Genomic DNA, 24,151 nt, shown 5'->3' on the forward strand with positions numbered 1-24,151 from the left:
CAAAAACTCACATGATGCATCTTTTGGTTGTCTATGGCATTATAGGAATCAGATAACCAAAGAAGGACGTCGTTTTGAATTTTTCGCTTGCGCAGTTAGAGGCATTTTCTGCAACGTATGAACATGGCAGTTTCAAAGCTGCGGCGGAACGCTTGAATAAGCAACGGCAAGTGGTCACTAAATTGGTTGTCACCATGGAAGAGAGTTGTAACGTCCAATTGTTCACTCGTAAGACTCGACATTTAGAACCCACTGATGCCGCACATAAACTCATCCCTTTTACTAATCGAGCACTCTTTGATAGCGGTAAAATTCACAGCACCATCCAACGTTTTGAGCTTAAGCCCGCAACACGACTCAGCGTAGGAATTGATAACATGCTAATTAGTAATGATTTAATGACTTGCTATCAAAACCTATTGACTGAATTCCCCGAATTGCAGTTAGACATTCGCACTGGGAGCACTACCGAGGTATTTGATTGGTTAATCAATAAAGATGTCGAGTTGGCGTTGCGCTTTTATCCATTTTCAGAAGAAGCTGAGGTTATCAAAGTGACAGCATTTAATTTTGAAATGGTCAATGTCGCCTCTTCTACCCTAGTCAACCTTGGATCTGTCTTATCTAATGACGACATCGCTCTTATGACGCAAATTGTGCCTAAGTTTGTGTATCATTATCACCATCAAAAACAGCACATTCTTAGTGACCGAAAAATCATATCGAATAATATTCAACAGACGATTTCAATGCTTGAGGCTGGCATGGGTTGGGCGATTGTCCCTAAATTCATGGTGGAAGAAAAACTGGCTGATGCCACATTGTCTAGTTTAATGATTGAGGGGGCATCACCGATATACTGGTCTGCAGAATTGATTTATTTGAACGAAGAAGACCTTAGTCTCGCGGGCGATCTGTTCATACAAAACGTACAAGATATTGTTATTTAGACCGTCCATATTAGGGCGGCTAGTAGTGATCTCCCACTTTCAAAGTAACAGGCCCTTTAACTATAAACATCACAACACAACGCAACCCAAAGCATCGGCATTGGAATCCCGCCCTAAGACTACACTACTTACCCATTATACTTTGCAGTCCACTGGCTCAAACGCAATGACAAAAGAACAAGCGACAGTTTGTTATTGTCAGCCTTCCCCATACACATTACACGCCACAGTTCTGATGACTAAAGACCGCTAGATTTGTTCTATTGTTTGAATTTTCTGTATAAAAATGTCACCGGCTAAGGTGAGTTTATCATCACTTTGATACACCACTTCAGCGTTCCATACGACGGGAACGGATCCCTCGATAGAAAATTCAATCAGTGATTGTTCTTTCAGTTTATTGCGGATGTTGAATTCTGGCACCATTGCCCACCCCATGCCGGCCTCAACCATTTCTAGAGTGTTGTGCAAGTCGTTAGACGTGATGATGCTATCACTGATGATATGGCCTATTTCCAAGCCGTAATGGAAAACGAATTTGGCGACTATTTGAGTAAGCCTGGTCAGTTCAGACTGAGAAATGATTGAACCTGAACGAATTGTCTCTGGGCTAGCAATAGTAATGGTCTTAAAATTAAAAGCGCTTACAGAAATCAAATCATCTTGACTGTTGAATGGCGATGCTCTTAAACCCATATCCGCTTCACCCGTTTCGACCCATCCGGCAATTTGCTCGGTATTGCCGGTCAGTATCTCTAAATCAATGGTAGGGATTTCATCTAAAATCGCTTTATAGCATTTTGTTACTTCATTACTGATCAATAGATTATCCACAGCAAGAGTAAAGCTGCTCGGTAACTCTTCCTCAAAGCTCTTCAGCATAGTTGAGATTTGATTGGAATCAGACAGAACTCTTTTCGCGAGTTTATAGAGTTTCTTAGCTTCATCTGTGGCTTCTAGTCGACGTACATGCCTGATGAAAAGTAACACGTCGCAATTGTCTTCAAGACTTGATACTAGCTTGGCAACCGCCTGACTACGTTTTCCCGATTGAATTGCAGCATCTTTAAAGCTACCCGTTTCGTAAGTAAGAACAAAGGCTTGCAATTGAGCGAGTGAAAAATCCATGACTACCCTCCAGTAAGTTACTCATATTATAAACTACTTTTTGTTGTCCATTGGAATTTTATGGAGTCAATTTTTGAGTGCATCATGACTCCATCGAAGCAATATTGCTCATAAACGAGTTTCCAAACTCAACTGAATAGATATCTTGGAGTTTACTATGAAAAAATCAATCATCGCACTTGCACTAGCAGCAACAACAGCAGCAGCCAGTATCGGTGCTACTGCTCATGCATGTTCATATTCAACCATCACTGGTAATGAAGGTACTGTTTTCGTTAGCCGTACTAATGAACTACCGATGGAAACTGAAGAAAACTTCATCATTGTTCCACGTGGCTATGAGTTCCGTGATTCAACAGCACAACATGGTTTCGTTGGTATGCGTCACGGCGATACTGAAATGGTTTCATCGGGCCTAAACGAGCACGGTGTAAGCATTGAATCACTAGGTTACTGGGGCGCTGAATACTCTGAAGATAAAAAAGCAGCAAAATCAACGTCACTATCTATCGTGTCAACGCTACTTGGCAACGCGAAAACGACTGAAGAAGCGATTGAAATTGCTAAAAATACGCCAATCGTATATGAAGACATGAAGCAGTTTGAAGGCGTGACCGTTGCATTCCACTACGCGATTACTGATGGTAACCGCTCTGTTGTAATCGAGCACGTTGCCGGTGAAGCGGTGGTTTACGAAAACACGTTAGGTGTAATGACGAACGACCCAAGCTACCCTGAGCAAGAAGCAATGGCGAAAGAAGCAATCGCTAAAGTGAATGGCCGTGTTGATAACGATATGGAAGTCTTCCCTGGTTTCAGCACCAGCTCTGAAGATCGTTTCTCACGTATCGCTGCACTTAACGCTGCATACAATGCCAACACACCTGCGAACGATGCTCGTGACGAAGGTCTTAATCGTGCATTCTCAATACTGAACAACATGGAACTTGTTTCTGGTTCTATGTACTGGGAATTCATCTCACCTAAACCACAATTGATTGCTTACGGTAACGTTGTTGATATCGCTGATAAAGCGTACTACTTCCGCACCTACGACAACCCAATGATCAACAAGATTGACCTAGATAAGGTTGACTTCAGCACCGTTTCTTACTCAGAGACATCTATTTACGGTACTAAAGCGAACTTCGTTGAAATCACTGCAAAGTGATTTTTTCTGAATAATCTAATCTTATAGAGGCGCTGTTTAGCGCCTCTCTTCTTTACAGGAGTGCAAACTATGAAATTCAAATCTGTATTTGCTTTACTACTTGCGGTGGCATCTTTTAGCTCACTCGCTAATGAGGCCAAGCAACAAGTGCTGGATACCGCACACACTATGTGGGATAACGCACGTAACGCGCAGCTTGTACGTATGTGGGACAACGCGCCAACTGATCACACCTATTTTGTCGCTGGTTTGCCACTTTGGTCAAAACAAGACACGCTTGGTACTTTCACTGCAATGTTTGAAGGCGTGACTCGTCAAGACATCGAAACCGTGCGTGAAGAGGTCACAATGTTGTCTGATTCGGCTGCGGTATATACGGCTGATATGACCTATACCCAGTATGATGCCCAAGGTAACGTGTTGGTCCCAACCTCGCCGTACGCCATGACAATTGTGTTTGTATTGCGCGATGGGCAATGGATGAATCTTCATTCTCACCAATCGTTCCCATCAGCTGAATAGCATTAAGTATTGCGATAAGTTGCCAGTAGAACGAATTTGACTTGAATCAGATTTCTTCTGAGTGCATCAGGACGATTTTTAGTGCGAAGACTTATCTTAAAATCGAACGGAAAGCCCAGTTTTACTAGCTTCTTCGGGGTGCAGATTCGGGTGTAATACACCGAGTTGGGATGTTTATAAAGATACAATTGACTCACCTCATTGGATTTGAAGTGACTCCCTAGTTCCTTAAATGCAAAAAGCCCCTGATAAATCAGGGGCTTAGATATGGCGGAGAGATAGGGATTTGAACCCTAGAACCGCTATTAACGGTTGCCGGTTTTCAAGACCGGTGCTTTCGACCACTCAGCCATCTCTCCGTTGCGGGAAGAATAATATAGAGATTAAAAACCTTTGTAAATACTAAATTGAGTAGAAAAGGTCTGAGTGATTGCATTTTGAACAATAAGCTAAGGTGACTTAAGTTGTTTGGTTATCTAAGTCTGAAATGTGTCCAAAAAAGCAAGGGAGCCATCGGCTCCCTTTGGTGTTTCGTGGTCGGACTGACAGGATTTGAACCTGCGACCCCCCGCCCCCCAGGCGGATGCGCTACCAAGCTGCGCTACAGTCCGAGTTATTGCTGTTCGTAGAAACGCTTGGTTTCTGACAATCCCTGCATAATGACTGACAATTTCGGCTTCGCATCGCGCTGTCTACGGTAATTGTGGTTAAACACTTTGTAGTTGCCGTAGCGGTCTAAGACTGTGATCTCTTTAGGAGAAATCAATGCAAACTCGCGCGCATCTCCAGCCATAGTCCAGCGACGATTCTTGCTATTAAATAGGTTTTGACCACTGCTGAAATCTGCTGGATTGGAGGTCACACCAAGCAGATCTTGCATCAGGGTGACTGACAAATCAAAGTGACTTGATACATGAGTCCACTCTTTTGCTGGCTTGTTTGGCCAATGCACTACCATAGGCACCTGTAGTTGGTACTTGCTGTAGTTACTGTTCGAACCCCAACTGTTGGTGTTGGTTTCGTTAAATTCCCAGCCATGATCTGAGGTAATCACGACAATGGTATTATCCAGCAACTTTTTGTCTTGCAGCGTTGCAAGTACTTGTTCGATTGTGGCGTCAATTTTGCTAGCAGTAGTGTTGTAAGCCTGACGAAGGACTGCTCCTGCATCTTTTCCTGAAGCGTCACTCACATGGTCTTCAAACTTCTGCATCTTCGTGAGATGAAGCAGGCTAAACCAGTTTTTGTTCCCTTCGTTATCAAGCCACTGTTGCCAGTTGCTTACTGCCGCTTTATCAGACTTACTGATCTGTTCGGTAAGGCTATCGTCTAAGCCGCTTAGAATGACATCATCATAAATATTCGATGAGAAGTCATTACCACTAAAGAACCCCATATCGTAGTTACGATATTGAAGCTGCTCTACAAATAAAGGCTGAGTCTCGTGATGACGAACATTGGCTGAATACGTCGCTGGGATGCCATAAAACAGTCCAAAAGATGCGGAATTATCGTTGCCAGAGCTGTAGTGATGGGTGAAATTCTGGTTTTGCGTCGCAAATTCGCTAAGTGCAGGCATGGTTTCTGGGGTCACGCTGTCTGCACGCAGATCTTCAACCACAATCATCATTAGGTTGTAGTTCTTACTTTTACTCTTATTTACCTTCAAGGTTTCTAGAGGGTAAGTCAGTACTTCTGTATTCGCTTCACCGCGCTCAACACGCTCTTGATATTCTTCTCTGTCGAACCAACCCTGACGCTCTAAAAACGTCTTAGCGGTCATTGGGTATGACAACGGAAAGTTAGCACGTTGATTTGTAATTGGATTATAGAAGGTGGCATCAGCCCAGATATAAATCAGATGACTGAAAATAAAGCTAACAAAGAAGACCACAGCAATAGGGCGACCAATGCGCTTATGCGACAGTTTTCGTTGTTTGCGCCAAACCCACTCAGCAAGAGCGAGTTGCACAAAGAATATGATGGGTACAAGAACGAACAGCGTTTGCCATTTTGCATTGATGGCATTCTTATCGTCGCTTAACAACAGCTCCCAAACGATGGGGTTAAGGTGCAGGTTAAGCTCTTGATACGCTTGCGTATCAAGTAACAGAACCGTCAGCCCAACCGTGCTCGCGAGCACACCTACTATCCTGAACAGTTTAAAGTTCGGGACAATAAAGGTTATAGGGAACAGGCAGAGTACATAGAGCCCGAATACCAAGAAACCAAAATGGCCTACCCAAGATGAGAATAGGTACAGTTGCCCTAAAAGGGTATCTGGCCAAGGGGATTCGGCTATGTATCGCGTACCAATGAGCATTGCAACGATGACATTGAAAAAGCTAAACCAATGTCCCCAGCTGACCAGTCTTGATACTCGTTCTGCGTAAGAATTACCGCTATCTACCATGAATGTTCGTTCTTGTTATTAGTTGTTAGTCTTCAACAGATGCGATTAGTGCATCTGAGAAAGTTTTGGCGATGGCCTTCCTTTGTCCTTTAGCCACGTTCTGGTTAAGAACGTTTGTCGCGATATTGCCAACCAACATCAAGCTCAGTTCTGGAGTCGATTGGTGCTTCTCAAGGACTGCAGCAATTTCAGCTAACATGGTTTCGACTTTTTCGTCACTGTATTTCGATGTAATAGGCATAGTTACTCTGCTAATGATAGTGGAAACGGCTTATGATAACCTACTCTGAATAACAACTGAAATCACAAGAGATAGAAATCTCCTATGAGTTTACAATTATCTAATGTCATTTTGCATCAATTAGTTAAAGATTCTGAGCAACAGCTAACGGTTAACTACCGTGAATCGGCCCTAGCTAATGACGCATCTACTGAAAGTTTAGTCGCTGAATTGCATCGAGTGTTCAATGCAAAGGCAGGAAAAGGCTTTGGAACCTTCTCAGATGAGAGCGAGTTCAAAGTTTGGTTAGACAATACGTTATCTGACGATCTCGACTTTTACACTTTCTCACAAAATAGTGCCAAGCGACTGATCTCCGAGATCAGCAAGTACTCCTTCGCCGAAGATGGGTTTTTAGTGTTAGCTCATTATCAGTCTTTAGCTACGGATTATCTGTTTATTGCGCTTATCCCATCTAACGAAAGCCTGAAGGTTACAGAAGGTCTGGATATTAGTGCTACGGATTACCTGGATATTTCTAAGATGGATATCGCGGCGCGTATCGACTTGTCTACGTATCAAACGGATAGCGACTCAAATCGCTCTCTTACTTTTATCAAGGGACGAGTGGGGCGCAAGGTTTCAGATTTCTTCTTGGATTTTCTGCAAGCTGAAACCGGTTTGGACACAAAGCAGCAAAATTTAGTGTTGATGCAAGCGGTGGACGATTTTGTAGCGGATGCAAAATTAGAGAAAGACGATGCTAACTCTTACCGTAAGCAAGTTGCAGATTACTGCAATGAGCAGATCAAAGCGGGTGATGAGGTTGAAGTTCGTGAACTGTCGCAAGAGCTACCAAAAAGCGATGACGGCACCAGCTTTGCTGATTTTACCGAAGAGCAAGGCTACGAACTGGAAGAGAGCTTCCCTGGCGATAGAGCCGCTGTACGCAAGCTAACCAAATTTGTTGGCGCTGGTGGTGGTTTGAATATCAGCTTTGACTCCATGTTAATGGGAGAACGTGTTTTTTATGATCCAGAAACAGATACGTTAACGATCAAAGGGACGCCACCGAATCTACGTGACCAGCTCACAAGAAAGGGTTAACCCATAAAAACAAGCATTTAAGACAACGCAACCCTCGAGGTTGTGTTTTTTTTGCACTTTATGCATAAAAATTCTTGTCATTCGCCTCAACTTTTTTAAATATGAAGGACAACAATAAAATTTGATTAGCACTGGCGATAATTTTCAGTGCATTCCCAAAATTACATGGAGTATAGAGATGATGCGAGTAGGTTTAGTTGGCTGGCGCGGTATGGTTGGCTCAGTTTTAATGCAACGAATGGTCGAAGAGCGCGATTTTGATCTGATTGAGCCCGTTTTCTACAGCACCTCTCAGGTGGGTATTCCAGCGCCTGTTTACGCAGGAAAAGATGCCGGTATGCTACAGGACGCTTTTGATATCGAAAGCCTTAAGCAGTTGGATGCCATTGTTACCTGTCAGGGTGGCAGCTACACAGAGAAGGTTTACCCTGCATTGAAGCAAGCGGGTTGGAAAGGCTACTGGATTGATGCGGCTTCTACACTGCGCATGGACAATGACTCCATCATTACTCTAGACCCTGTGAACCTCGAGCAAATCCAACAAGGCATTCATTCAGGTACTTCTACCTTTGTTGGTGGTAACTGCACAGTAAGTTTGATGCTGATGGCTCTTGGCGGTCTGTATGAAAAAGGTCTTGTTGAGTGGATGAGCGCAATGACGTACCAGGCAGCTTCTGGCGCTGGTGCTAAAAACATGCGTGAGCTGATTTCTCAAATGGGCGTAGTGCAGCAATCTGTTGCGACTGAGCTTGCTGATCCAGCAACGTCTATTTTAGATATTGATCGTAAGGTTGCAGAAACTATCCGATCTGATGCTTTCCCTACAGAGCAGTTTGGCGCTCCGTTAGCGGGTTCTTTGATCCCTTGGATTGACGTTAAACGCGAAAACGGCCAAAGCAAAGAAGAGTGGAAAGCGGGCGTTGAAGCAAACAAGATTCTTGGACTCGATGGCAACCCGATTGCTATTGATGGTACTTGTGTTCGTATCGGCGCAATGCGCTGTCACGCACAAGCACTGACTATCAAGCTGAAGCAAAACGTACCTATGGATGAGATCGAAGAGATCATTGGTACGCATAACGATTGGGTTAAGGTGATTCCTAACGAGCGTGACATCACAGCTCAAGAGCTTACTCCAGCTAAAGTGACAGGTACTATGTCTGTTCCTGTTGGTCGCCTGCGTAAGATGGCGATGGGCGACGACTTCTTGAATGCCTTTACTGTTGGTGACCAACTACTATGGGGTGCTGCAGAACCGCTACGTCGTACACTGCGTATCATTCTGGCTGAGAAGTCTTAATGGTTTAAATGCCTTAGTTGTTTTGAAAGCGCCCTATGGGCGCTTTTTTTGTTTGTGGGAAATGGAGATGTAAGGGGTCAGTGGCAAGTTGCAGAGGAGCTTTAGAACAATGTCATATATGGACCCACCCAGTTTGCAAGTCATTTTACATTCTTGGTTATTGAGTCATTGTCGTTCATATATTCGGCCTGTTTACTGAGCTCTATCGTGCTCATGGCCTTGATGTAATCTGCACCCAATGCTCTTTATCATTCCCACGGCTTCTGATGAGCCAATGACGGTGTCAGAGTTTCACTGGGGCGGGATGACCGCTAACCATCGATGTAAAATGTATCGCAACTGACGATGAGTGTTGTTTAACTAGTTAATTCCCTACTGTTTAGATCGTTAGCATTATCAAGTTATGCTTCTTTAAGTTGGTACGGTTTGTTGTGTGTAATCACAGACCAGACAATGCGTGCCAACTTATTTGCTAATGCTACACAGGCTTTGTTAAAGCTTTTCTCATGCTTCAGCTTAGTTGCCCAGACGCTCACCTTGTCTTCTTTCCTATCTGCATATTGGAGTACACTCCTCGCTCCGTGTATCAGAAGCGCTCTGAGTACGACGTTACCTTTCTTGGTGATGCCATACAGTTGAGATTTCCCTCCAGTTGAGAACTGTCTCGGAACCAGACCACACCAAGCAGAGAAGTGTCGACCACTCTTAAACTGTGTCCCTTTCCCAATGGCTGCATACAACGCTAGCGCGGTGATAGGTCCGATACCCACGACACTTTGCGCTATCTGACAGACATAATTTTCTTTAGCAAAAGCCTTTAGCTTGCTCTCGACCTGTTCAATACGGTCGTTTAAGGACAAGAACTCCAGGTACAGTTCATTGAACAACTCTCTAGCGACCCAGGTCAGTTCGTTACCTGAGTCTTCTAAGAACTCAGGAACGGACCTACGCAAGGCTGAGATACCTCGATTCATACAGAGCCCATACTCAAGCAGTAATCCTCGTATCTGGTTCATTAGTTGAGTGCGTTGCTTAATCAAGCGTTGCCTAATACGCAGGTACATTTGAGCGTCTTGTTGGTCAATGGTTTTTATCGGTACAAACGTCATATTGTCACGTTGTGCGGCTTCCGCTATCGCTTCTGCGTCGTTGTAGTCATTCTTATTTTTACGACGATATGAAGTGACATGTTGCGGAGGGACGAGTTTAACCTCATGCCCAAGCTTGATGAGCTCCCGAGCCAAGTGATTAGAGGCACCACAGGCTTCAATGGCAATCACTTGAGGTGTCAATTTGGCAAAGAATGAAAGTGTCGTAGCTCGCTTAAGTTGCTTCTTGCGAGTGATTTTTCCGCGTGATGTGACGAACACTGCATGAAAAACATTCTTGGCAATATCTAATCCGACCGTTACATTTGTCATGTGGACCTACCCTTATTTAGATGCTTGTTTGTTCAACTTCATCTTGGCGCATTGTGACGCCGTGTAAAGGGTGGGTCCATTTCATTATTCCCGAACGCTTCTATCGGGAATCTAGTTACTCGCAATCCCACTGAACAGGTCCCCGATAAAAGACCTCGGGGACGACGGTAAATTTAATCCACTGCAATGGTTATGAGAGCCGTGTCATTCCCGAGAGCTTCTATCGGGAATCTAGTTACTCGCAATCCGACTGAACAGGTCCCCGATAAAAGACCTCGGGGACGACGGTAAATTTAATTCATTGCAATGATTATGAGAGCCCTGTCATTCCAGAGTGCTTCTATCGGGAATCTAGTTACTCGCAATCCGACTGAACAGGTCCCCGATAAAAGACTTCGGGGACGACGGTAAATTTAATTCATTGCAATGGTTATGAAAGCCGTGTCATTCCCGAGTGCTTCTATCGGGAATCTGCTTGCGCGCAATCCCACTGAACAGGTCCCCGATAAAATACCTCGGGGACGACGGTAAATTTAATTCATTGCAATGGTTATGAGAACCGTGTCATTCCCGAGTGCTTCTATCGGGAATCTTTTAGTGTAAGGGTTTCAATTAGATGCCCGATAGGAGACTTCAGGCATGGCAATATCACCGTCATTCCAGCCTTGAGTTGGAATCTTAGGTCGATCGTGTCAGGCATAGTGCACTCTAAGATACTGGCGTTCGACAGTATGACGGCTTATTTGCTAGTCACGGTATTAGATTAATCGTAATCACCAGTGTTGCCAGTGATTTTCACCACGCGTTCTTCATGCTCAGGAAGTTCACTGCCACAGTGCTTGCAGTGAAATGCGTCCGGTTCGTGGTCATTTTTCATACAATTAGGGCACATCACAAGGTCTCTGTGGTCTCGATAGACTTTTTTCTGCTGTTTAACTTCTTGGCTCATCTCTGCGGTGATGATGCCTGTGGGTACTGCCAGAATTGAGTAACCCAATAGCATGGTCAGCGATGCTATTGCTCTGCCTAATGTGGTGACAGGGGATATGTCGCCATAACCAACAGTGGTGATGGTAACGATAGCCCAGTAAATACTGGTAGGAATGCTGGTAAAGCCGTTTTCTGGCCCTTCGATGATGTATAGCAATGCACCAAAGATGGTGACCAGTATGGCGACCATGCTAAAAAAGATGAAAATCTTGCGTCTAGAGTTCCACAGGGAGCGCATGATGACATTGGAATCTTGAATGTATTGAACCAATTTCAAGATTCTGAAGATGCGCATTACCCTCAGCAGCCTGACAACCCCTAGGAAATGCGCGTTAGGCACCAGCAATGCTATATAGAAGGGTAAGATGGCCATAAGGTCTACGAAGCCGTAGAAGCTCTTAGCGTAAGCCCAGGGCTTAGGTGAGCAATACAGGCGCAATAGGTACTCTACGGTGAAGAGGGCAGTGAATAGAATCTCAAGATAATTGAGCTGCGTTCCCCACCTTTGATTTACCGATTCTACAGAGCCCATGATCAAAACCAGCAAAGAGCCGATGATGGAAGCAATCAAACAGATATCGAACCAACGGCCTAGTGGCGTATCGGTACGAAAAATAATCACATAAAGTCTGTATCTGAGAGTATGTTCTGGATGCGGCATATCAATTTAACTTAAATCAGTAATAACAATAGGATAGCACGTAGTTTTAAGGCAGCTCGAAAAAGAAACCTTGCGTACATATTTGTTTAACTAGAACAAAAAAAGCACCGCAAAGGTGCTTTTTTGTACGAATTAGGATGTGTTTCCAGATATTGCTTAGTTCATCAAGCCAGGGAATAGCGCGCCAATTCCGTTAGCAATGAACTCTATGCCCAGCGCACCTAGTATCAAACCCATGATACGTGTGATGACGTTGATTCCTGTTTGCCCTAAAAAACGTACGATGAAAGGGGCAGAGCGGAACAACACCCAACAGCAAAAAGAGAACACGATTACGGTAATGGTGACCGCTACATAATCTATTGGACCTGTGTGATTTGATCCAAATACGATGGTTGAACTGATAGCACCTGGTCCGGCCATTAGCGGCATTGCTAGTGGAACTACGCCTACTTGTTCCTTACTAATACTCTCTGCTTTTTCTTGTTTGTTTTGTTTCTGCTCACCTAATTGGCCGTTCATCATTGCAAAGGCGATGCTGACCAAAAGTAAGCCACCTGCAATACGAAACGAGTCAAGAGAGATACTAAACACGTCAAGTAACATCTGACCTGCAAACAAAGACACAATCAAAATTACCGCTACAGCAATGTTCGCTGTTGAGGCCGTTTTAATGCGTTCTTCTGGAGATAGATGATTCGTTAATGACACGAAAATCGGCATGATGCCCACAGGGTTAACTATGGCAAATAAGCCAACAAAAAACTGTAGATATACAGCAATGTCCATACCTTGCATTAGCGAGCCTTAATAAGAAAAACAGGGTGTAAGAAAATTCCGCGCTACTTTAATCAAGGACGAGAAATTACGCCAGTGAAACTTTCAAGTATTCACCTGAAGTTTTCTAAATCATAGCGCATTTGTCATTAGATAAACTAATGCGATATTTTTGGTGTTTAGCGAGTAGAATGCAGTGTGTTTTTTGTGCTGAAAGATAAGTGTAGTAAGAACTTATAAGGAAGAATAAAAAATTAAAAGCCTAGTGAAATTTCTCGTTGTCCTATACCCAACAATGGTTATACTAGGGTCTGGCACGTTTTGGACGGCCTACAGAATTTGAAAATTTATGACGTAATGGAATTTTAATTACGTAGTAATAGATGTACTTTCATGGATGAGATCAGAGTCACAGATTGGTGTATTTGTCATACAATATGGCATTTAGAATTAGCTTAGCTAATAACCATTTGGTGGTAGTTCTTTCAAACTAAGTGATCTGAATCAATTTTATTCGCAGAGTGAAATAATATACTCGTCTGTGAAAGCTATTTACTAAGTTGTGTTGTTTAACGAACAAACCTTACTAAAAAGTTTTTAATTTAAAATATCTAGGAGATAATTATGCCTGTAACTAATATGGCTGAACTGGACGCTCTAGTAGCTCGCGTTAAAGCGGCTCAAGAAGAGTTCGCAACTTTTTCTCAGGAGAAAGTTGATGCGATCTTCCGTGCGGCTTCTCTAGCAGCTAACCACGCTCGTATTCCACTAGCTCAACAAGCAGTTGCGGAATCTGGCATGGGCATCGTCGAAGACAAGGTTATCAAGAACCACTTTGCTTCTGAGTTTATCTATAACAAGTATAAAGACGAAAAAACCTGTGGCATCTTAGAAGAAGATGACAACCTAGGCACAATGACTATCGCAGAACCTGTTGGTATCATCTGTGGTATCGTTCCAACAACGAACCCAACATCTACTGCAATCTTCAAATCTCTAATCTCTCTTAAAACACGTAACGGCATCATCTTCTCGCCACACCCACGTGCTAAGAACTCTACTAATGATGCAGCTAAACTAGTTCTAGATGCAGCAGTAGCAGCGGGTGCTCCAAAAGACATCATCGGTTGGATTGACCAGCCTTCAGTTGAGCTATCTAACGGCCTAATGAAGCACGACGGCATCGCTCTTATCCTTGCAACTGGTGGTCCAGGCATGGTTAAAGCAGCTTACTCTTCTGGTAAGCCAGCAATCGGTGTTGGTGCGGGTAACGTTCCAGTAGTTATCGACGAAACTGCAGACATCAAGCGTGCTGTAGCTTCTATCCTTATGTCTAAGACGTTCGATAACGGCGTAGTATGTGCTTCTGAGCAGGCTGCAATCGTTGTTGACGAAGTATACGACGAAGTTAAAGAGCGTTTTGCTTCTCACAAAGCACACGTACTAAGCAAAGCTGACGCAAACAAAGTACGTAAAGTACTTCTTATCGATGGCAACCTAAACGCTAAGATCGTAGGTCAACCTGCTCCAGCAATCGCTGAAATGGCGGGTGTTAAAGTTCCTGCTGACACTAAAGTTCTAGTAGGTGAAGGTCTAGGTAAAGTTTCTTACGACGACGAGTTCGCACACGAGAAACTATCTCCAACTCTAGGTCTATTCCGTGCTGATAACTTCGAAGACGCTGTTGCTCAAGCAGTAACTATGGTTGAGATTGGCGGTATCGGTCACACATCTGGCCTATACACTAACCAAGATACTAACGCAGACCGTATCCGTTACTTCGGTGACAAGATGAAGACTGCACGTATCCTAATCAACATCCCTACTACTCACGGTGGTATCGGTGACCTTTACAACTTCAACGTTGCACCTTCTCTAACTCTAGGTTGTGGTTCTTGGGGTGGTAACTCTATCTCTGAGAACGTAGGTCCTAAGCACCTTATCAACAAGAAAACTGTAGCGAAGCGAGCTGAAAACATGTTGTGGCACAAACTACCTAAGTCTATCTACTTCCGTCGTGGTAGCCTTCCAATCGCTCTTGGCGACCTAGAAGGTAAGAAACGCGCATTCCTAGTTACTGACCGTTTCCTATTTAACAACGGTTACGCTGATGACGTAGTTAAACTACTTAAAGCTCAAGGCATCGAAGTTCAAGTATTCTTCGACGTGGAAGCAGATCCAACACTATCTGTTGTTGAGAAAGGCGCTGAAGCAATGAAGAGCTTCCAGCCTGACGTTATCCTAGCTCTAGGTGGCGGTTCTCCAATGGATGCTGCTAAGATCATGTGGGTAATGTACGAGCACCCAGAAACTCACTTCGCTGAACTAGCGATGCGCTTCATGGACATCCGTAAGCGTATCTACAAGTTCCCTAAAATGGGTCAAAAAGCTGAGCTTGTATGTATCACTACAACTTCAGGTACTGGTTCAGAGGTTACTCCATTCGCTGTTGTTACAGACGACAAGACGGGTGCTAAGTACCCACTAGCTGACTACGAAATCACGCCAAACATGGCTATCGTTGATGCGAACCTTGTAATGAACATGCCTAAGTCTCTAACAGCGTTCGGTGGTTACGATGCAGTAACTCACGCACTAGAAGCTTATGTTTCTGTTCTTGCGAACGAGTACTCTGACGGTCAAGCTCTACAAGCTCTTAAGATGCTTAAAGAGTACCTACCTTCAAGCTACGCGAATGGTGCAAACGACCCAATCGCTCGTGAGAAAGTACACAACGCAGCAACTATCGCTGGTGTTGCATTTGCGAACGCATTCCTAGGTGTGTGTCACTCAATGGCTCACAAAATTGGTGCTGAGTTCCACTTGCCACACGGCCTTGCTAACGCACTACTTATCTCTAACGTTGTACGTTACAACGCGAACGATAACCCAACTAAGCAAACTGCATTCTCTCAGTACGACCGTCCGCAAGCACGTCGTCGTTACGCTGAAGTTGCAGACCACCTAGGCCTAAGCCAAGAAGGTGACCGTACAGCTCAGAAGATTGAACGTCTTCTAACTTGGTTGGACGAGCTTAAGACTGACCTAGACATTCCTAAGTCAATCAAAGAAGCGGGTGTTTCTGAAGCAGACTTCGTTGCTAAGCTTGATGAGTTAGCGGTTGAAGCGTTCGATGACCAATGTACTGGTGCTAACCCACGTTACCCTCTAATCACAGAGCTAAAAGAAGTTCTAATGTCTGCATACCACGGTACTGCATTCGTTGAAGGTGAAACGTTCGAAGGTACTACAGTAATCAAGAAAAAAGCTGACCAAAAGCCAGCTAAAGCGAAGTAGTTCGACTCTTGAAAAGTGGGCTTGAAAGAGTCCACACTGAATAGACAAATCCCAGCGCTGAAAGGTGCTGGGATTTTTTATGTGTGCTCGAAAAGAAGAAGACTCATACCAATCGTATTAAATAACTGATCATCCTAGCTTGTTAAAACACTCGATAACGGCGTTAGAATTTTTGATTGTAGAATAACTACTTATCAAAAAGTTCTGCCTTGTTATCCAGCGTTTTTCCTACGCTATTTCTGACCTGTGATTGGTATAAAAGCGATACAAAATTTTAGGGTTATCGACTAGCACTTTCTGGATCAGTTCAGCGTCGTTGTTTGTCTGTACAGATAATAGATTTAATAAATGCACATCATCTGGCATGACGTTGCCCGCGATAGTTTCACTTGGATGTGGCCAATCTGTGCCCCATAGGATTTTGTCGGCGTTAGTCGCTATATAGGCTTTGCCAATAGCTAGGGTATCAGAAAAACTTGGCGAGCCTGACTTACTATCGTGATACGCCGCCGACACCTTCACCCAGGCTTTATTTGCGTTCATGAGCTGGCAGATAATATCAAAAGCAGGGTGCTTTATTCCCTCTCCAGCCGGTAAGTGCCCTCTATGGTCGAAAACCACATCGCAAGGCAAAGAAAATAATAGATCTTTCATCGCAACTATCATGTCCGCGGTTACCCAAAAGCAAATATGCCAGTTGAGCGGCGCGATTTTTTCTGCGCAGCGCTGAATCAAGCCTAAATCAAGGTCTTCAAACTCGGTGATCATAAACCGAATTCCGCATACACCTAGTTGATCCATTTCTTGTAGCTGAGAAAAAGAGAAGCTGTCATCGATAGTCACAACTGCCCGAGCACTATCACCAAGTTGCTGCATCGCATCTAGGGTGCATTGGTTATTAGTACCGTAGGCAGAAGGGGTTACAATGACATTTCTCGAAAAGCCAATTTTGTTCTGTAATTGTTTATACATAGCAACAGTGGCTGTGGGAATGTTAGTGGTATCTTCGTCACGATAAGCAAAATTATCCGGGTCGAAGATGTGATGGTGGCAGTCACAGCTTCCCTCTGGTACTGCAAGAGATAGAGATGCTTTGCTAGTGGTAAAAGGTATGTTGTCGCCTGATGAGAAATACTGTTTGGTCATGGTAATATCGCTGAATTTCCGTGTAACTCAGTATAGAGGATAGAACCTCTATTACTTAAGATAAATCATTGATTTACCATGACATCACACGGCCGTTGAACGAGTCGTTTGACACAATGTATTCAGTGTTTCTTATCAACTCTTCTCGAATGTTCGCAAAGCTGTTTTGATAGTCGTCATGGCGAGAGTGATGCACGCTAGGCAAGATGCCACCAACGCGAATATCAAAGGGGTTGAGTTCCTTAGCCCAGCTCTTTGTTAGACCACTGACCATAGAGCTTGTGCTCTCGGTACCAATGATAGAGTCGGAGCGTTCATTCGTCAGGATATTAACGATCACCCCTTGCTGGTGATTCTTACGCATTTGTTCTGCGCAAGCGTGCCCGCAACTGAACAGCGACTGAACAAGGTGAGAGAACTGAGCACTAAACTCTTCTGCTGGAGTAGGACTCACCAGAGTAGGTAGTGGGTGGTTTTCCCAATTATTGATCAGAATATCAACACCATGGTTGTAGAAGCACTCAATGTAGCTAAACATATCATCGACATTATTCTGGGTATCGTCAGGTAGGGCATAGGTACACACATTAAAGCCAGACTCAATACATTCTCTGTACGTGCCTTTGAGGAGTGATGCATTTTTGTCTGTAATGACCACCTTTGCTCCAAGAGAGGCAAAGTGAAGGGCAAGAGTCCTTCCAAGTATCGTTCCAGCCGAGGTAATTAATACCACGGAATTGTGAATAACCATTGTTGACCACCTGATTTTTCCAGAGCTTAAATTTAACTACTGATCACCGCAGTGACAAATAGAGGGCTCAATAGCCCCCTATAATTGAATCCGCTAATTGGATCTAAGAGCCATGTCTGACTCATAGTTATACGATCGAATATAGTGAATAAGATGTGAACAAGGTGGTGATTTCTTGTGTTTATGATGGGTGATTACTTGAACTAAGGAGTAGCTCACAGTTTGCATGATAGAGGTAGCAAGAACTAATAGAAATCTGTATGAGTTATCATGCCTACTCAGTTATGCTGCATAATCATCCGCTAGAAACAAAAAAGGCTGCCTAAACAGGCAGCCTTTTCATTATAAATCAGCTAATTACTTAGCTAGGTTCTCAGCAACGAAGTCCCAGTTAACTAGAGCCCAGAAGCCATTCATGTACTCTGGACGAACGTTACGGTAATCGATGTAGTAAGCGTGTTCCCACAGGTCAACAGTTAGAAGAGGAGTTACACCTTCTTCTGTTAGAGGAGTCGCTGCGTTTGAAGTGTTAACAATTGCTAGTGAACCGTCTGCGTTCTTAACAAGCCAAGTCCAAGAAGAACCGAAGTTGTTGATTGCTGAATCAGTGAATTTAGCTTTGAACTCTTCAAAAGAACCAAATGCTGCATTGATTGCGTCAGCAACAGCGGCTGTTGGTTCGCCACCTGCGTTTGGCGCTAGGCAGTGCCAGTAGAACGTGTGGTTCCAGATTTGTGCTGCGTTGTTGAATACACCGCCAGTAGAAGTCTTAACGATTTCTTCTAGTGTTTTGCCTTCAAACTCAGTACCAGGGATAAGGCCATTTAGCTTAACAACGTAAGTGTTGTGGTGTTTACCGTGGTGAAAATCTAGAGTCTCAGCAGAGATATGTGGTTCTAGCGCGTCTTTTGCGTAAGGAAGAGCTGGTAGTTCAAATGCCATTTGCTCGGTTCTCCATTTATGTGGGCTAAGCCCTAAGCTTCCAATGTAGTAACAAATTACATTCGATGAGAGCTTTCTCATCAAATGAATGTGACAGGGTCGGTAGTATTACGAACCGCTGTGCAAATTAGTTCTCTAACTTCGTTTGCATTCTATCAATTTTTTATACTAATAAAAGGTTAGGCAACAAATTTATAATATTTCGTAACCAACAGAATGCGGTTACGCCAACTTTTGTCTACTTTCGCAACAATAACCATATTTAGTTTATGGTTTTTATTCTAAGCTAGTAAGGTAAAATAACGGAATACTATATAGAGTACATGGATCCGAGGACCGCTATGGAAACCCTAGACAAAATCAAACAGCAGATCGAACAAAACACTATCCTTCTTTACATGAAAGGTTCACCCAAGCTTCCTAGCTGTGGATTTTCTTCTCAAGCGTCTCAAGCATTGATGGCGTGTGGCGAAAAGTTTGCATACGTTGATATCCTGCAAAACCCAGATATCCGCGCTGAGCTTCCTGCTTACGCACAATGGCCAACTTTCCCACAATTGTGGATTGAAGGTGAATTGATCGGTGGCTGTGACATCATCATCGAGATGTTCCAAAAAGGCGAACTTCAGCCTCTTATTAAGCAAGCGGCTCAACGTTCAGCTAGCAAATAATTTTCGCACTAAACAGCGCAAATACTAAAAAGGCTTCCAATTGGAAGCCTTTTTCTATTTTAGAGCGAGGTTAAAGAACCCGGCTATAAAACCATCGCTGCAACCCAACCGAAAATGATCAGTGGGATGTTGTAGTGGATGAAGGTTGGAACCACGGTTTGCCAGATGTGCTCGTGTTGTCCATCGGCATTAAGACCCGATGTTGGACCAAGAGTAGAATCTGAAGCCGGAGAACCCGCATCACCTAGTGCTGCTGCAGTACCGACTAGAGCAACGATAGCCATTGGCGAGAAGCCAAATGCAGTGGCTAGTGGCACATAGATAGTTGCGATAATTGGGATGGTTGAGAATGAAGAACCAATACCCATAGTCACTAGAAGACCAACAATCAGCATCAACAGCGCCGCTAGAGGTTTATTGTCACCAATAGAGGTAGACAGAGCTTCAACCAGAGTCTCTACACCACCAGTCGCTTTCATCACTGCTGCAAAACCTGCTGCTGCAATCATGATGAAGCCAATCATTGCCATCATGTGCACGCCGCGAGTAAACACATCCTGCGTCTCTTTCCATGCAATAACGCCACCAAAGGTAAATACCATGAAGCCCGCTAGTGCACCGATGATCATTGAGCCAGTGTAGAGTTGCACTGAAAGTGCCGCGACAATAGCGACTACGGCAACAAGAATGTGCTTCTTATTGATGTGGCTAGGCTCTGCGTCTACGTGAGTAATCTCTGTTTCTTTATAGGTACGAGGCTTACGGTAGCTCACAAAAATAGCCACAAGAAGACCCGTGATCATACCTAGTGCAGGCAACAACATTGCCATTGGTACATCAGAGGCAGAGATGTTCTGAAGGCCATTGTCATTCAGGTTCTTCAGCAAGATGTTGTTCAGGAATATGCCACCAAAACCAATTGGCAGGATCATGTATGGAGTAACAAGACCAAAGGTCAGCACACACGCAATCATGCGTCGGTCAATGTTTAGCTTCGAGAACACTGCAAGTAGAGGCGGAATAAGAATTGGAATAAATGCAATGTGAACAGGGATAACGTTCTGCGACGACATAGTAATTAGAATAAGAGCAACCAAGACACCGTATTTAAGACCGGTAGATGCTGTGTCATTCTCTTGGCCATTGATGCGCTTGATAACGCTTTGTGCCAATAGATCTGTGATGCCTGACTTTGAGATAGCAACCGCAAAGGTACCTAGCATAGCGTAGCTAAGAGCGATGGTTGCACCGCCACCTAATCCGCCTTCAAAGGCAGCAATGGTATCGGTAATGTTCATGCCTGCGGAAAGTCCACCAACAATGGCACTAAAAGTTAACGCAACAACGACGTTAACGCGCATCAATGCCAATAGCAGCATGATACAAACGGAAATGACAACGGGATTCATTATACTTCTCTAATTGTTTAGTTGTGTTTGTGTTTATTCTTCGTCAAGCATTGGCCAGCCGCCTAGGGCTTTCCATTTATTGACAATTTTACAAAATAGTTCAGCGGTCTTTTGTGTATCGTAAAGGGCTGAATGTGCCTCTTTATTATCGAACTCGATCTCGGCTGCTTTACATGCTTTGGCTAAAACGGTTTGACCATAAGCTAGGCCGCTAAGAGTCGCAGTATCGAAAGTGGCAAAGGGATGAAACGGTACGCGTTTCAGTTTGGAGCGTTCACTAGCCTGAGAGACAAAGCCATGATCAAAGGCAGCATTGTGTGCCACGATGATCGCTCGGCTACAACCGGCTTGCTTTTGTTCTTTACGGACCAGTTTATAGATCTCTTTCAGTGCTTCTGATTCTGGGATGGCCCCACGCAACGGACTGAAAGGGTCACGCATTCCAATAAATTCGAGTGCTTCCTTCTCTAAATTTGCTCCTTCAAATGGTTCTACTTGGAAAGTCAGGGTGCTTGCTGGGTGCAAGTCTCCGTTTTCATCCATCGCCAGGGTTACTGCGCATATTTCAAGCAACGCGTCAGTGGAGGCATTAAAACCAGCGGTTTCTACATCGATAACCACAGGGAAATACCCTCTAAATCGTTTTTTTAGCGTCAAAGCTTCATTTTCTACAGTCATAACAAGCAAAGCATATGGATTAAGGCGAGCATTATTACAGATTCATAAGGTTTTCTAAACCCATACATTAATTTTCCTGAGTCTAAATATGACAAAAGGGCTGTAATTGCCTTTCGACAATCACAGCCCTTGCAAGCGAGTTTACTTATTTGAGAATGGGTTAGCCGTTCAAACCCGAAGAGGCATTTTCTCGCTGAATAAGTTCAATCTTGTAACCATCAGGGTCAGTGACAAAAGCAATATGTGTTGATCCACCTTTTACTGGACCTGGTTCACGAGTGACATTGCCACCGGCTGCCTTGATAGCATCACAAGTGGCATAGATATCTTCATAACCAATAGCCACGTGACCAAATGCATCGCCAAGATCGTACTCATTGGTGCCCCAGTTGTAGGTCAACTCAATGACAGCGCCTTGTGATTCATCACCAAACCCAACAAAAGCAAGCGTGTATTCGTACTCTTTGTTTTCGTTCTTACGTAATAGCTCCATACCCATTACCTTGGTATAGAACTCAATAGATTTATCTAAATCACCCACGCGAAGCATGGTATGTAGTACGCGACCTTGAGACATGATTCTTCCTTAATGTATTTGTGAAATGAACGTAAGTATTAATCGATAGCTTTATCTTTGAACTCGCACAGGTCTTCTATCATACAGCTGCCACAGCGTGGCTTGCGAGCAATGCAGGTATAGCGACCGTGTAAAATTAACCAGTGATGTACGTCCAGCTTGAACTCTTTTGGCACTACTTTAAGAAGCTTCTGCTCAACATCATCTACGGTCTTACCCATAGCCAACTTGGTGCGATTGGACACGCGATAGATATGGGTATCAACCGCAATCGTTGGCCAACCAAATGCAGTATTGAGAACCACATTAGCCGTCTTTCTGCCAACGCCCGGCAGAGCTTCGAGTGCTTCTCGGTTTTCTGGAACTTCACCACCATGCTGCTCAAGTAAGATCTTGCATGTTTTGATGGTGTTTTCTGCTTTTGAGTTAAACAGGCCAATGGTCTTGATGTATTCTTTTAAGCCATCAACGCCAAGATCCAGTAACCCTTGCGGTGTATTAGCGATGGGGTATAGCTTATCTGTTGCCTTGTTAACACTGACATCGGTTGCTTGAGCCGATAGTAGTACGGCAATCAGTAATTCAAACGGAGAGCTCCAGTTGAGCTCCGTTTCTGGGTGAGGGTTTTCCTCACGCAATCTTTCAAGTATGAGTCGACGCTTATCTTTATTCATTGAGTCCGTTTTTAAATAAGATTAGTTGTTAGTAGTAACACGAGCCCGTTCTATTTCCTGTTTCTCTTGCTTAGGTGCTTGTTGTGCTCGGTAGTTGTCTAGCCAGTTTTTGCCTGCAATCAAGAAACCAACACCGATAAATGCACCTGGAGGTAGCATCGCGAGTAGGAAGTTGCTATCAACGTGATACACCTGAATGCGCAACACACTTGCCCAATCGCCAAGCAGCAGATCCGCGCCGTCGAAAAGAGTACCATTACCGAGGATTTCACGAATGGCTCCTAGAACCACAAGTACAGCAGTCATACCCAGCCCCATCCAAAGACCGTCCAGCACAGCCAATACAGGTGTATTCTTAGACGCATAGGCTTCGGCGCGACCAATGATAATGCAGTTGGTTACGATCAAAGGGATAAAGATGCCTAACGATAGGTATAAGCCATAGGCGTAGGCATTCATCAGCAATTGAACACAGGTTACCAAAGCAGCAATGATCATCACAAAGATAGGCAAACGGATCTCTTGTGGCACATGATTGCGAATAAGGGAGACGGTTAGGTTCGAACCGACCAATACCAGTAAGGTAGCAATACCAAGGCCTAATGCATTGGTCACCGTTGCCGATACTGCAAGCAGTGGGCAAAGACCAAGCAATTGCACAAGGGCAGGGTTGTTATCCCAAAGCCCATTCTTTAGTAGAAGTTTCTTCTCTGACATTATTTCACCTCACATTGTGGTGAGCTACTCAAGATCTGTTGCTGATTTTTCGTAAAGTATAGCCCTGTGTTGTAGATGGCTTTCACCACTGCGCGCGGGGTAATCGTTGCGCCAGTGAATTGGTCAAATTGCCCACCGTCTTTACGTACTTTCCAGCTATCTTGATTGTCTGCAGTGATCTCTTTGTTAGCAAAAGACAAAATCCAATCCGATACGCGCAAATCAATCTTATCTCCCAGTCCTGGCGTTTCTTGATGCGACAATACGCGAGCCCCTAACACCTTCCCTTGCAGGTCGACACCCACCAACAGGCGAATTGTGCCGTTATAACCATCGGGTGCGATAGTTTCAATGGCAACTGAAGTTGGCTTGCCATCGACAGTAGCGATATAAGCGGGCATGTTTTCTTGTGTGCCCAAGGCTTCATTTTGTAAATCGATGCAGCTGGCATAGAGTTCATTGTCGTGCAGGCTGGTTGGGATCACTTGATTAAGCTGACCTTGTAACTGGGCGATTTGTTGCGCTTTGATCGTGTCCTCGGTCAGCAGATGGGTAATAGAAACCACACCTGTTGTGATGCAAGCGAACATGGCGAGAACTAAACCGTTTTTTCGTATGGTTTTTAACAT

Annotated in this window: 22 protein-coding genes and 2 tRNA genes; 7 read left to right on the forward strand and 17 right to left on the reverse strand. The window is 44.1% G+C overall.

What is annotated here, in order from left to right; translation table 11 throughout:
• Window positions 1-74: 74 nt before the first annotated feature.
• Complete coding sequence (locus D5I41_RS12165; protein WP_119010009.1) at window positions 75-950, forward strand: LysR family transcriptional regulator; 876 nt, start codon at window positions 75-77, stop codon at window positions 948-950.
• A 249-nt stretch (window positions 951-1,199) separates the two neighbouring features.
• Here D5I41_RS12165 and D5I41_RS12170 read toward each other — a convergent pair whose 3' ends face one another.
• Window positions 1,200-2,078, reverse strand: a complete 879-nt coding sequence (locus D5I41_RS12170) for a LysR family transcriptional regulator (RefSeq protein WP_119010010.1) — start codon at window positions 2,076-2,078, stop codon at window positions 1,200-1,202.
• Between the two features lie 157 nt (window positions 2,079-2,235).
• On the opposite strand from D5I41_RS12170, the gene D5I41_RS12175 reads away from it, so the two are divergent.
• Window positions 2,236-3,249 carry a linear amide C-N hydrolase gene (locus D5I41_RS12175; protein WP_119010011.1) on the forward strand — a complete coding sequence of 338 codons (1,014 nt, stop codon included), beginning with the start codon at window positions 2,236-2,238 and terminating at the stop codon, window positions 3,247-3,249.
• Between the two features lie 69 nt (window positions 3,250-3,318).
• On the forward strand, window positions 3,319-3,771 hold the full coding sequence (locus tag D5I41_RS12180; RefSeq protein WP_119010012.1) for a nuclear transport factor 2 family protein: 453 nt from the start codon (window positions 3,319-3,321) through the stop codon (window positions 3,769-3,771).
• 268 nt (window positions 3,772-4,039) lie between these two features.
• On the opposite strand, the gene D5I41_RS12185 is transcribed toward D5I41_RS12180, so the two are convergent.
• From D5I41_RS12185 to D5I41_RS12200, 4 genes are all read right to left on the reverse strand, one after another.
• Window positions 4,040-4,130, reverse strand: a tRNA-Ser gene (locus D5I41_RS12185).
• Window positions 4,131-4,305: 175 nt separating this feature from the next.
• Window positions 4,306-4,382: transfer RNA gene (locus D5I41_RS12190), tRNA-Pro, on the reverse strand.
• Window positions 4,383-4,384: 2 nt separating this feature from the next.
• Entirely contained in the window at window positions 4,385-6,184 is a 1,800-nt protein-coding gene (locus D5I41_RS12195; protein WP_119010013.1) for a DUF3413 domain-containing protein, read from the reverse strand.
• Between the two features lie 25 nt (window positions 6,185-6,209).
• Window positions 6,210-6,425, reverse strand: a complete 216-nt coding sequence (locus D5I41_RS12200) for a YejL family protein (protein ID WP_017028634.1) — start codon at window positions 6,423-6,425, stop codon at window positions 6,210-6,212.
• A gap of 84 nt (window positions 6,426-6,509) precedes the next feature.
• Between D5I41_RS12200 and yejK the strand changes: the two genes are divergently transcribed.
• Together yejK and asd are read left to right on the forward strand one after the other, a co-directional pair.
• A complete protein-coding gene (gene yejK / locus D5I41_RS12205; protein WP_119010014.1) occupies window positions 6,510-7,511 on the forward strand; it encodes a nucleoid-associated protein YejK in 1,002 nt (333 codons plus the stop codon).
• A gap of 181 nt (window positions 7,512-7,692) precedes the next feature.
• On the forward strand, window positions 7,693-8,811 hold the full coding sequence (gene asd / locus D5I41_RS12210; protein WP_119011502.1) for an aspartate-semialdehyde dehydrogenase: 1,119 nt from the start codon (window positions 7,693-7,695) through the stop codon (window positions 8,809-8,811).
• 401 nt (window positions 8,812-9,212) lie between these two features.
• On the opposite strand, the gene D5I41_RS12215 is transcribed toward asd, so the two are convergent.
• The 3 genes from D5I41_RS12215 to D5I41_RS12225 form a co-directional block, all read right to left on the reverse strand.
• Window positions 9,213-10,232 carry an IS110 family RNA-guided transposase gene (locus D5I41_RS12215; protein WP_119010015.1) on the reverse strand — a complete coding sequence of 340 codons (1,020 nt, stop codon included), beginning with the start codon at window positions 10,230-10,232 and terminating at the stop codon, window positions 9,213-9,215.
• A 763-nt stretch (window positions 10,233-10,995) separates the two neighbouring features.
• Complete coding sequence (locus tag D5I41_RS12220; protein ID WP_162892831.1) at window positions 10,996-11,883, reverse strand: ion transporter; 888 nt, start codon at window positions 11,881-11,883, stop codon at window positions 10,996-10,998.
• A gap of 156 nt (window positions 11,884-12,039) precedes the next feature.
• Window positions 12,040-12,681, reverse strand: a complete 642-nt coding sequence (locus D5I41_RS12225; protein ID WP_119010017.1) for a YchE family NAAT transporter — start codon at window positions 12,679-12,681, stop codon at window positions 12,040-12,042.
• A gap of 603 nt (window positions 12,682-13,284) precedes the next feature.
• Here D5I41_RS12225 and adhE point away from each other — a divergent pair.
• Complete coding sequence (gene adhE / locus D5I41_RS12230; RefSeq protein WP_119010018.1) at window positions 13,285-15,957, forward strand: bifunctional acetaldehyde-CoA/alcohol dehydrogenase; 2,673 nt, start codon at window positions 13,285-13,287, stop codon at window positions 15,955-15,957.
• Window positions 15,958-16,185: 228 nt separating this feature from the next.
• Here adhE and D5I41_RS12235 read toward each other — a convergent pair whose 3' ends face one another.
• The 3 genes from D5I41_RS12235 to sodB all read right to left on the reverse strand — a co-directional run bounded on the left by D5I41_RS12235 (window position 16,186) and on the right by sodB (window position 18,796).
• Entirely contained in the window at window positions 16,186-17,103 is a 918-nt protein-coding gene (locus D5I41_RS12235; RefSeq protein WP_119010019.1) for an amidohydrolase family protein, read from the reverse strand.
• A 73-nt stretch (window positions 17,104-17,176) separates the two neighbouring features.
• Complete coding sequence (locus D5I41_RS12240; protein WP_119010020.1) at window positions 17,177-17,854, reverse strand: SDR family oxidoreductase; 678 nt, start codon at window positions 17,852-17,854, stop codon at window positions 17,177-17,179.
• A gap of 357 nt (window positions 17,855-18,211) precedes the next feature.
• Window positions 18,212-18,796, reverse strand: coding sequence for a superoxide dismutase [Fe] (gene sodB / locus D5I41_RS12245; protein WP_102427096.1), 585 nt, complete (start codon window positions 18,794-18,796; stop codon window positions 18,212-18,214).
• A 341-nt stretch (window positions 18,797-19,137) separates the two neighbouring features.
• Here sodB and grxD point away from each other — a divergent pair, with 341 nt between their 5' ends.
• Window positions 19,138-19,467: a Grx4 family monothiol glutaredoxin gene (gene grxD, locus D5I41_RS12250; RefSeq protein ID WP_119010021.1), complete on the forward strand. Its 330-nt coding sequence runs from the start codon at window positions 19,138-19,140 to the stop codon at window positions 19,465-19,467.
• A gap of 83 nt (window positions 19,468-19,550) precedes the next feature.
• Here the strand turns inward: grxD and D5I41_RS12255 are convergent, their stop codons facing one another.
• The 6 genes from D5I41_RS12255 to rsxG form a co-directional block, all read right to left on the reverse strand.
• The gene (locus tag D5I41_RS12255; protein WP_119010022.1) at window positions 19,551-20,876 is read right to left on the reverse strand and encodes a Na+/H+ antiporter family protein; all 1,326 of its coding nucleotides are present in this window, start codon (window positions 20,874-20,876) and stop codon (window positions 19,551-19,553) included.
• Between the two features lie 33 nt (window positions 20,877-20,909).
• Window positions 20,910-21,554 carry a ribonuclease T gene (gene rnt, locus D5I41_RS12260; RefSeq protein ID WP_026012890.1) on the reverse strand — a complete coding sequence of 215 codons (645 nt, stop codon included), beginning with the start codon at window positions 21,552-21,554 and terminating at the stop codon, window positions 20,910-20,912.
• A gap of 160 nt (window positions 21,555-21,714) precedes the next feature.
• The gene (gloA, locus tag D5I41_RS12265; protein WP_119010023.1) at window positions 21,715-22,131 is read right to left on the reverse strand and encodes a lactoylglutathione lyase; all 417 of its coding nucleotides are present in this window, start codon (window positions 22,129-22,131) and stop codon (window positions 21,715-21,717) included.
• A 38-nt stretch (window positions 22,132-22,169) separates the two neighbouring features.
• Window positions 22,170-22,805 (reverse strand): endonuclease III, encoded by a 636-nt coding sequence (nth, locus tag D5I41_RS12270; protein ID WP_119010024.1) that lies wholly within the window; start codon window positions 22,803-22,805, stop codon window positions 22,170-22,172.
• Between the two features lie 21 nt (window positions 22,806-22,826).
• On the reverse strand, window positions 22,827-23,522 hold the full coding sequence (locus D5I41_RS12275; RefSeq protein ID WP_119010025.1) for an electron transport complex subunit E: 696 nt from the start codon (window positions 23,520-23,522) through the stop codon (window positions 22,827-22,829).
• Window positions 23,522-24,151 carry an electron transport complex subunit RsxG gene (gene rsxG / locus D5I41_RS12280; protein WP_119010026.1) on the reverse strand — a complete coding sequence of 210 codons (630 nt, stop codon included), beginning with the start codon at window positions 24,149-24,151 and terminating at the stop codon, window positions 23,522-23,524. Before rsxG ends, D5I41_RS12275 begins: the two co-directional genes overlap by 1 nt.

The sequence above is a fragment of the Vibrio superstes genome (genome assembly GCF_003569005.1).
GTDB classification, from domain to species: Bacteria; Pseudomonadota; Gammaproteobacteria; order Enterobacterales; family Vibrionaceae; genus Vibrio; species Vibrio superstes.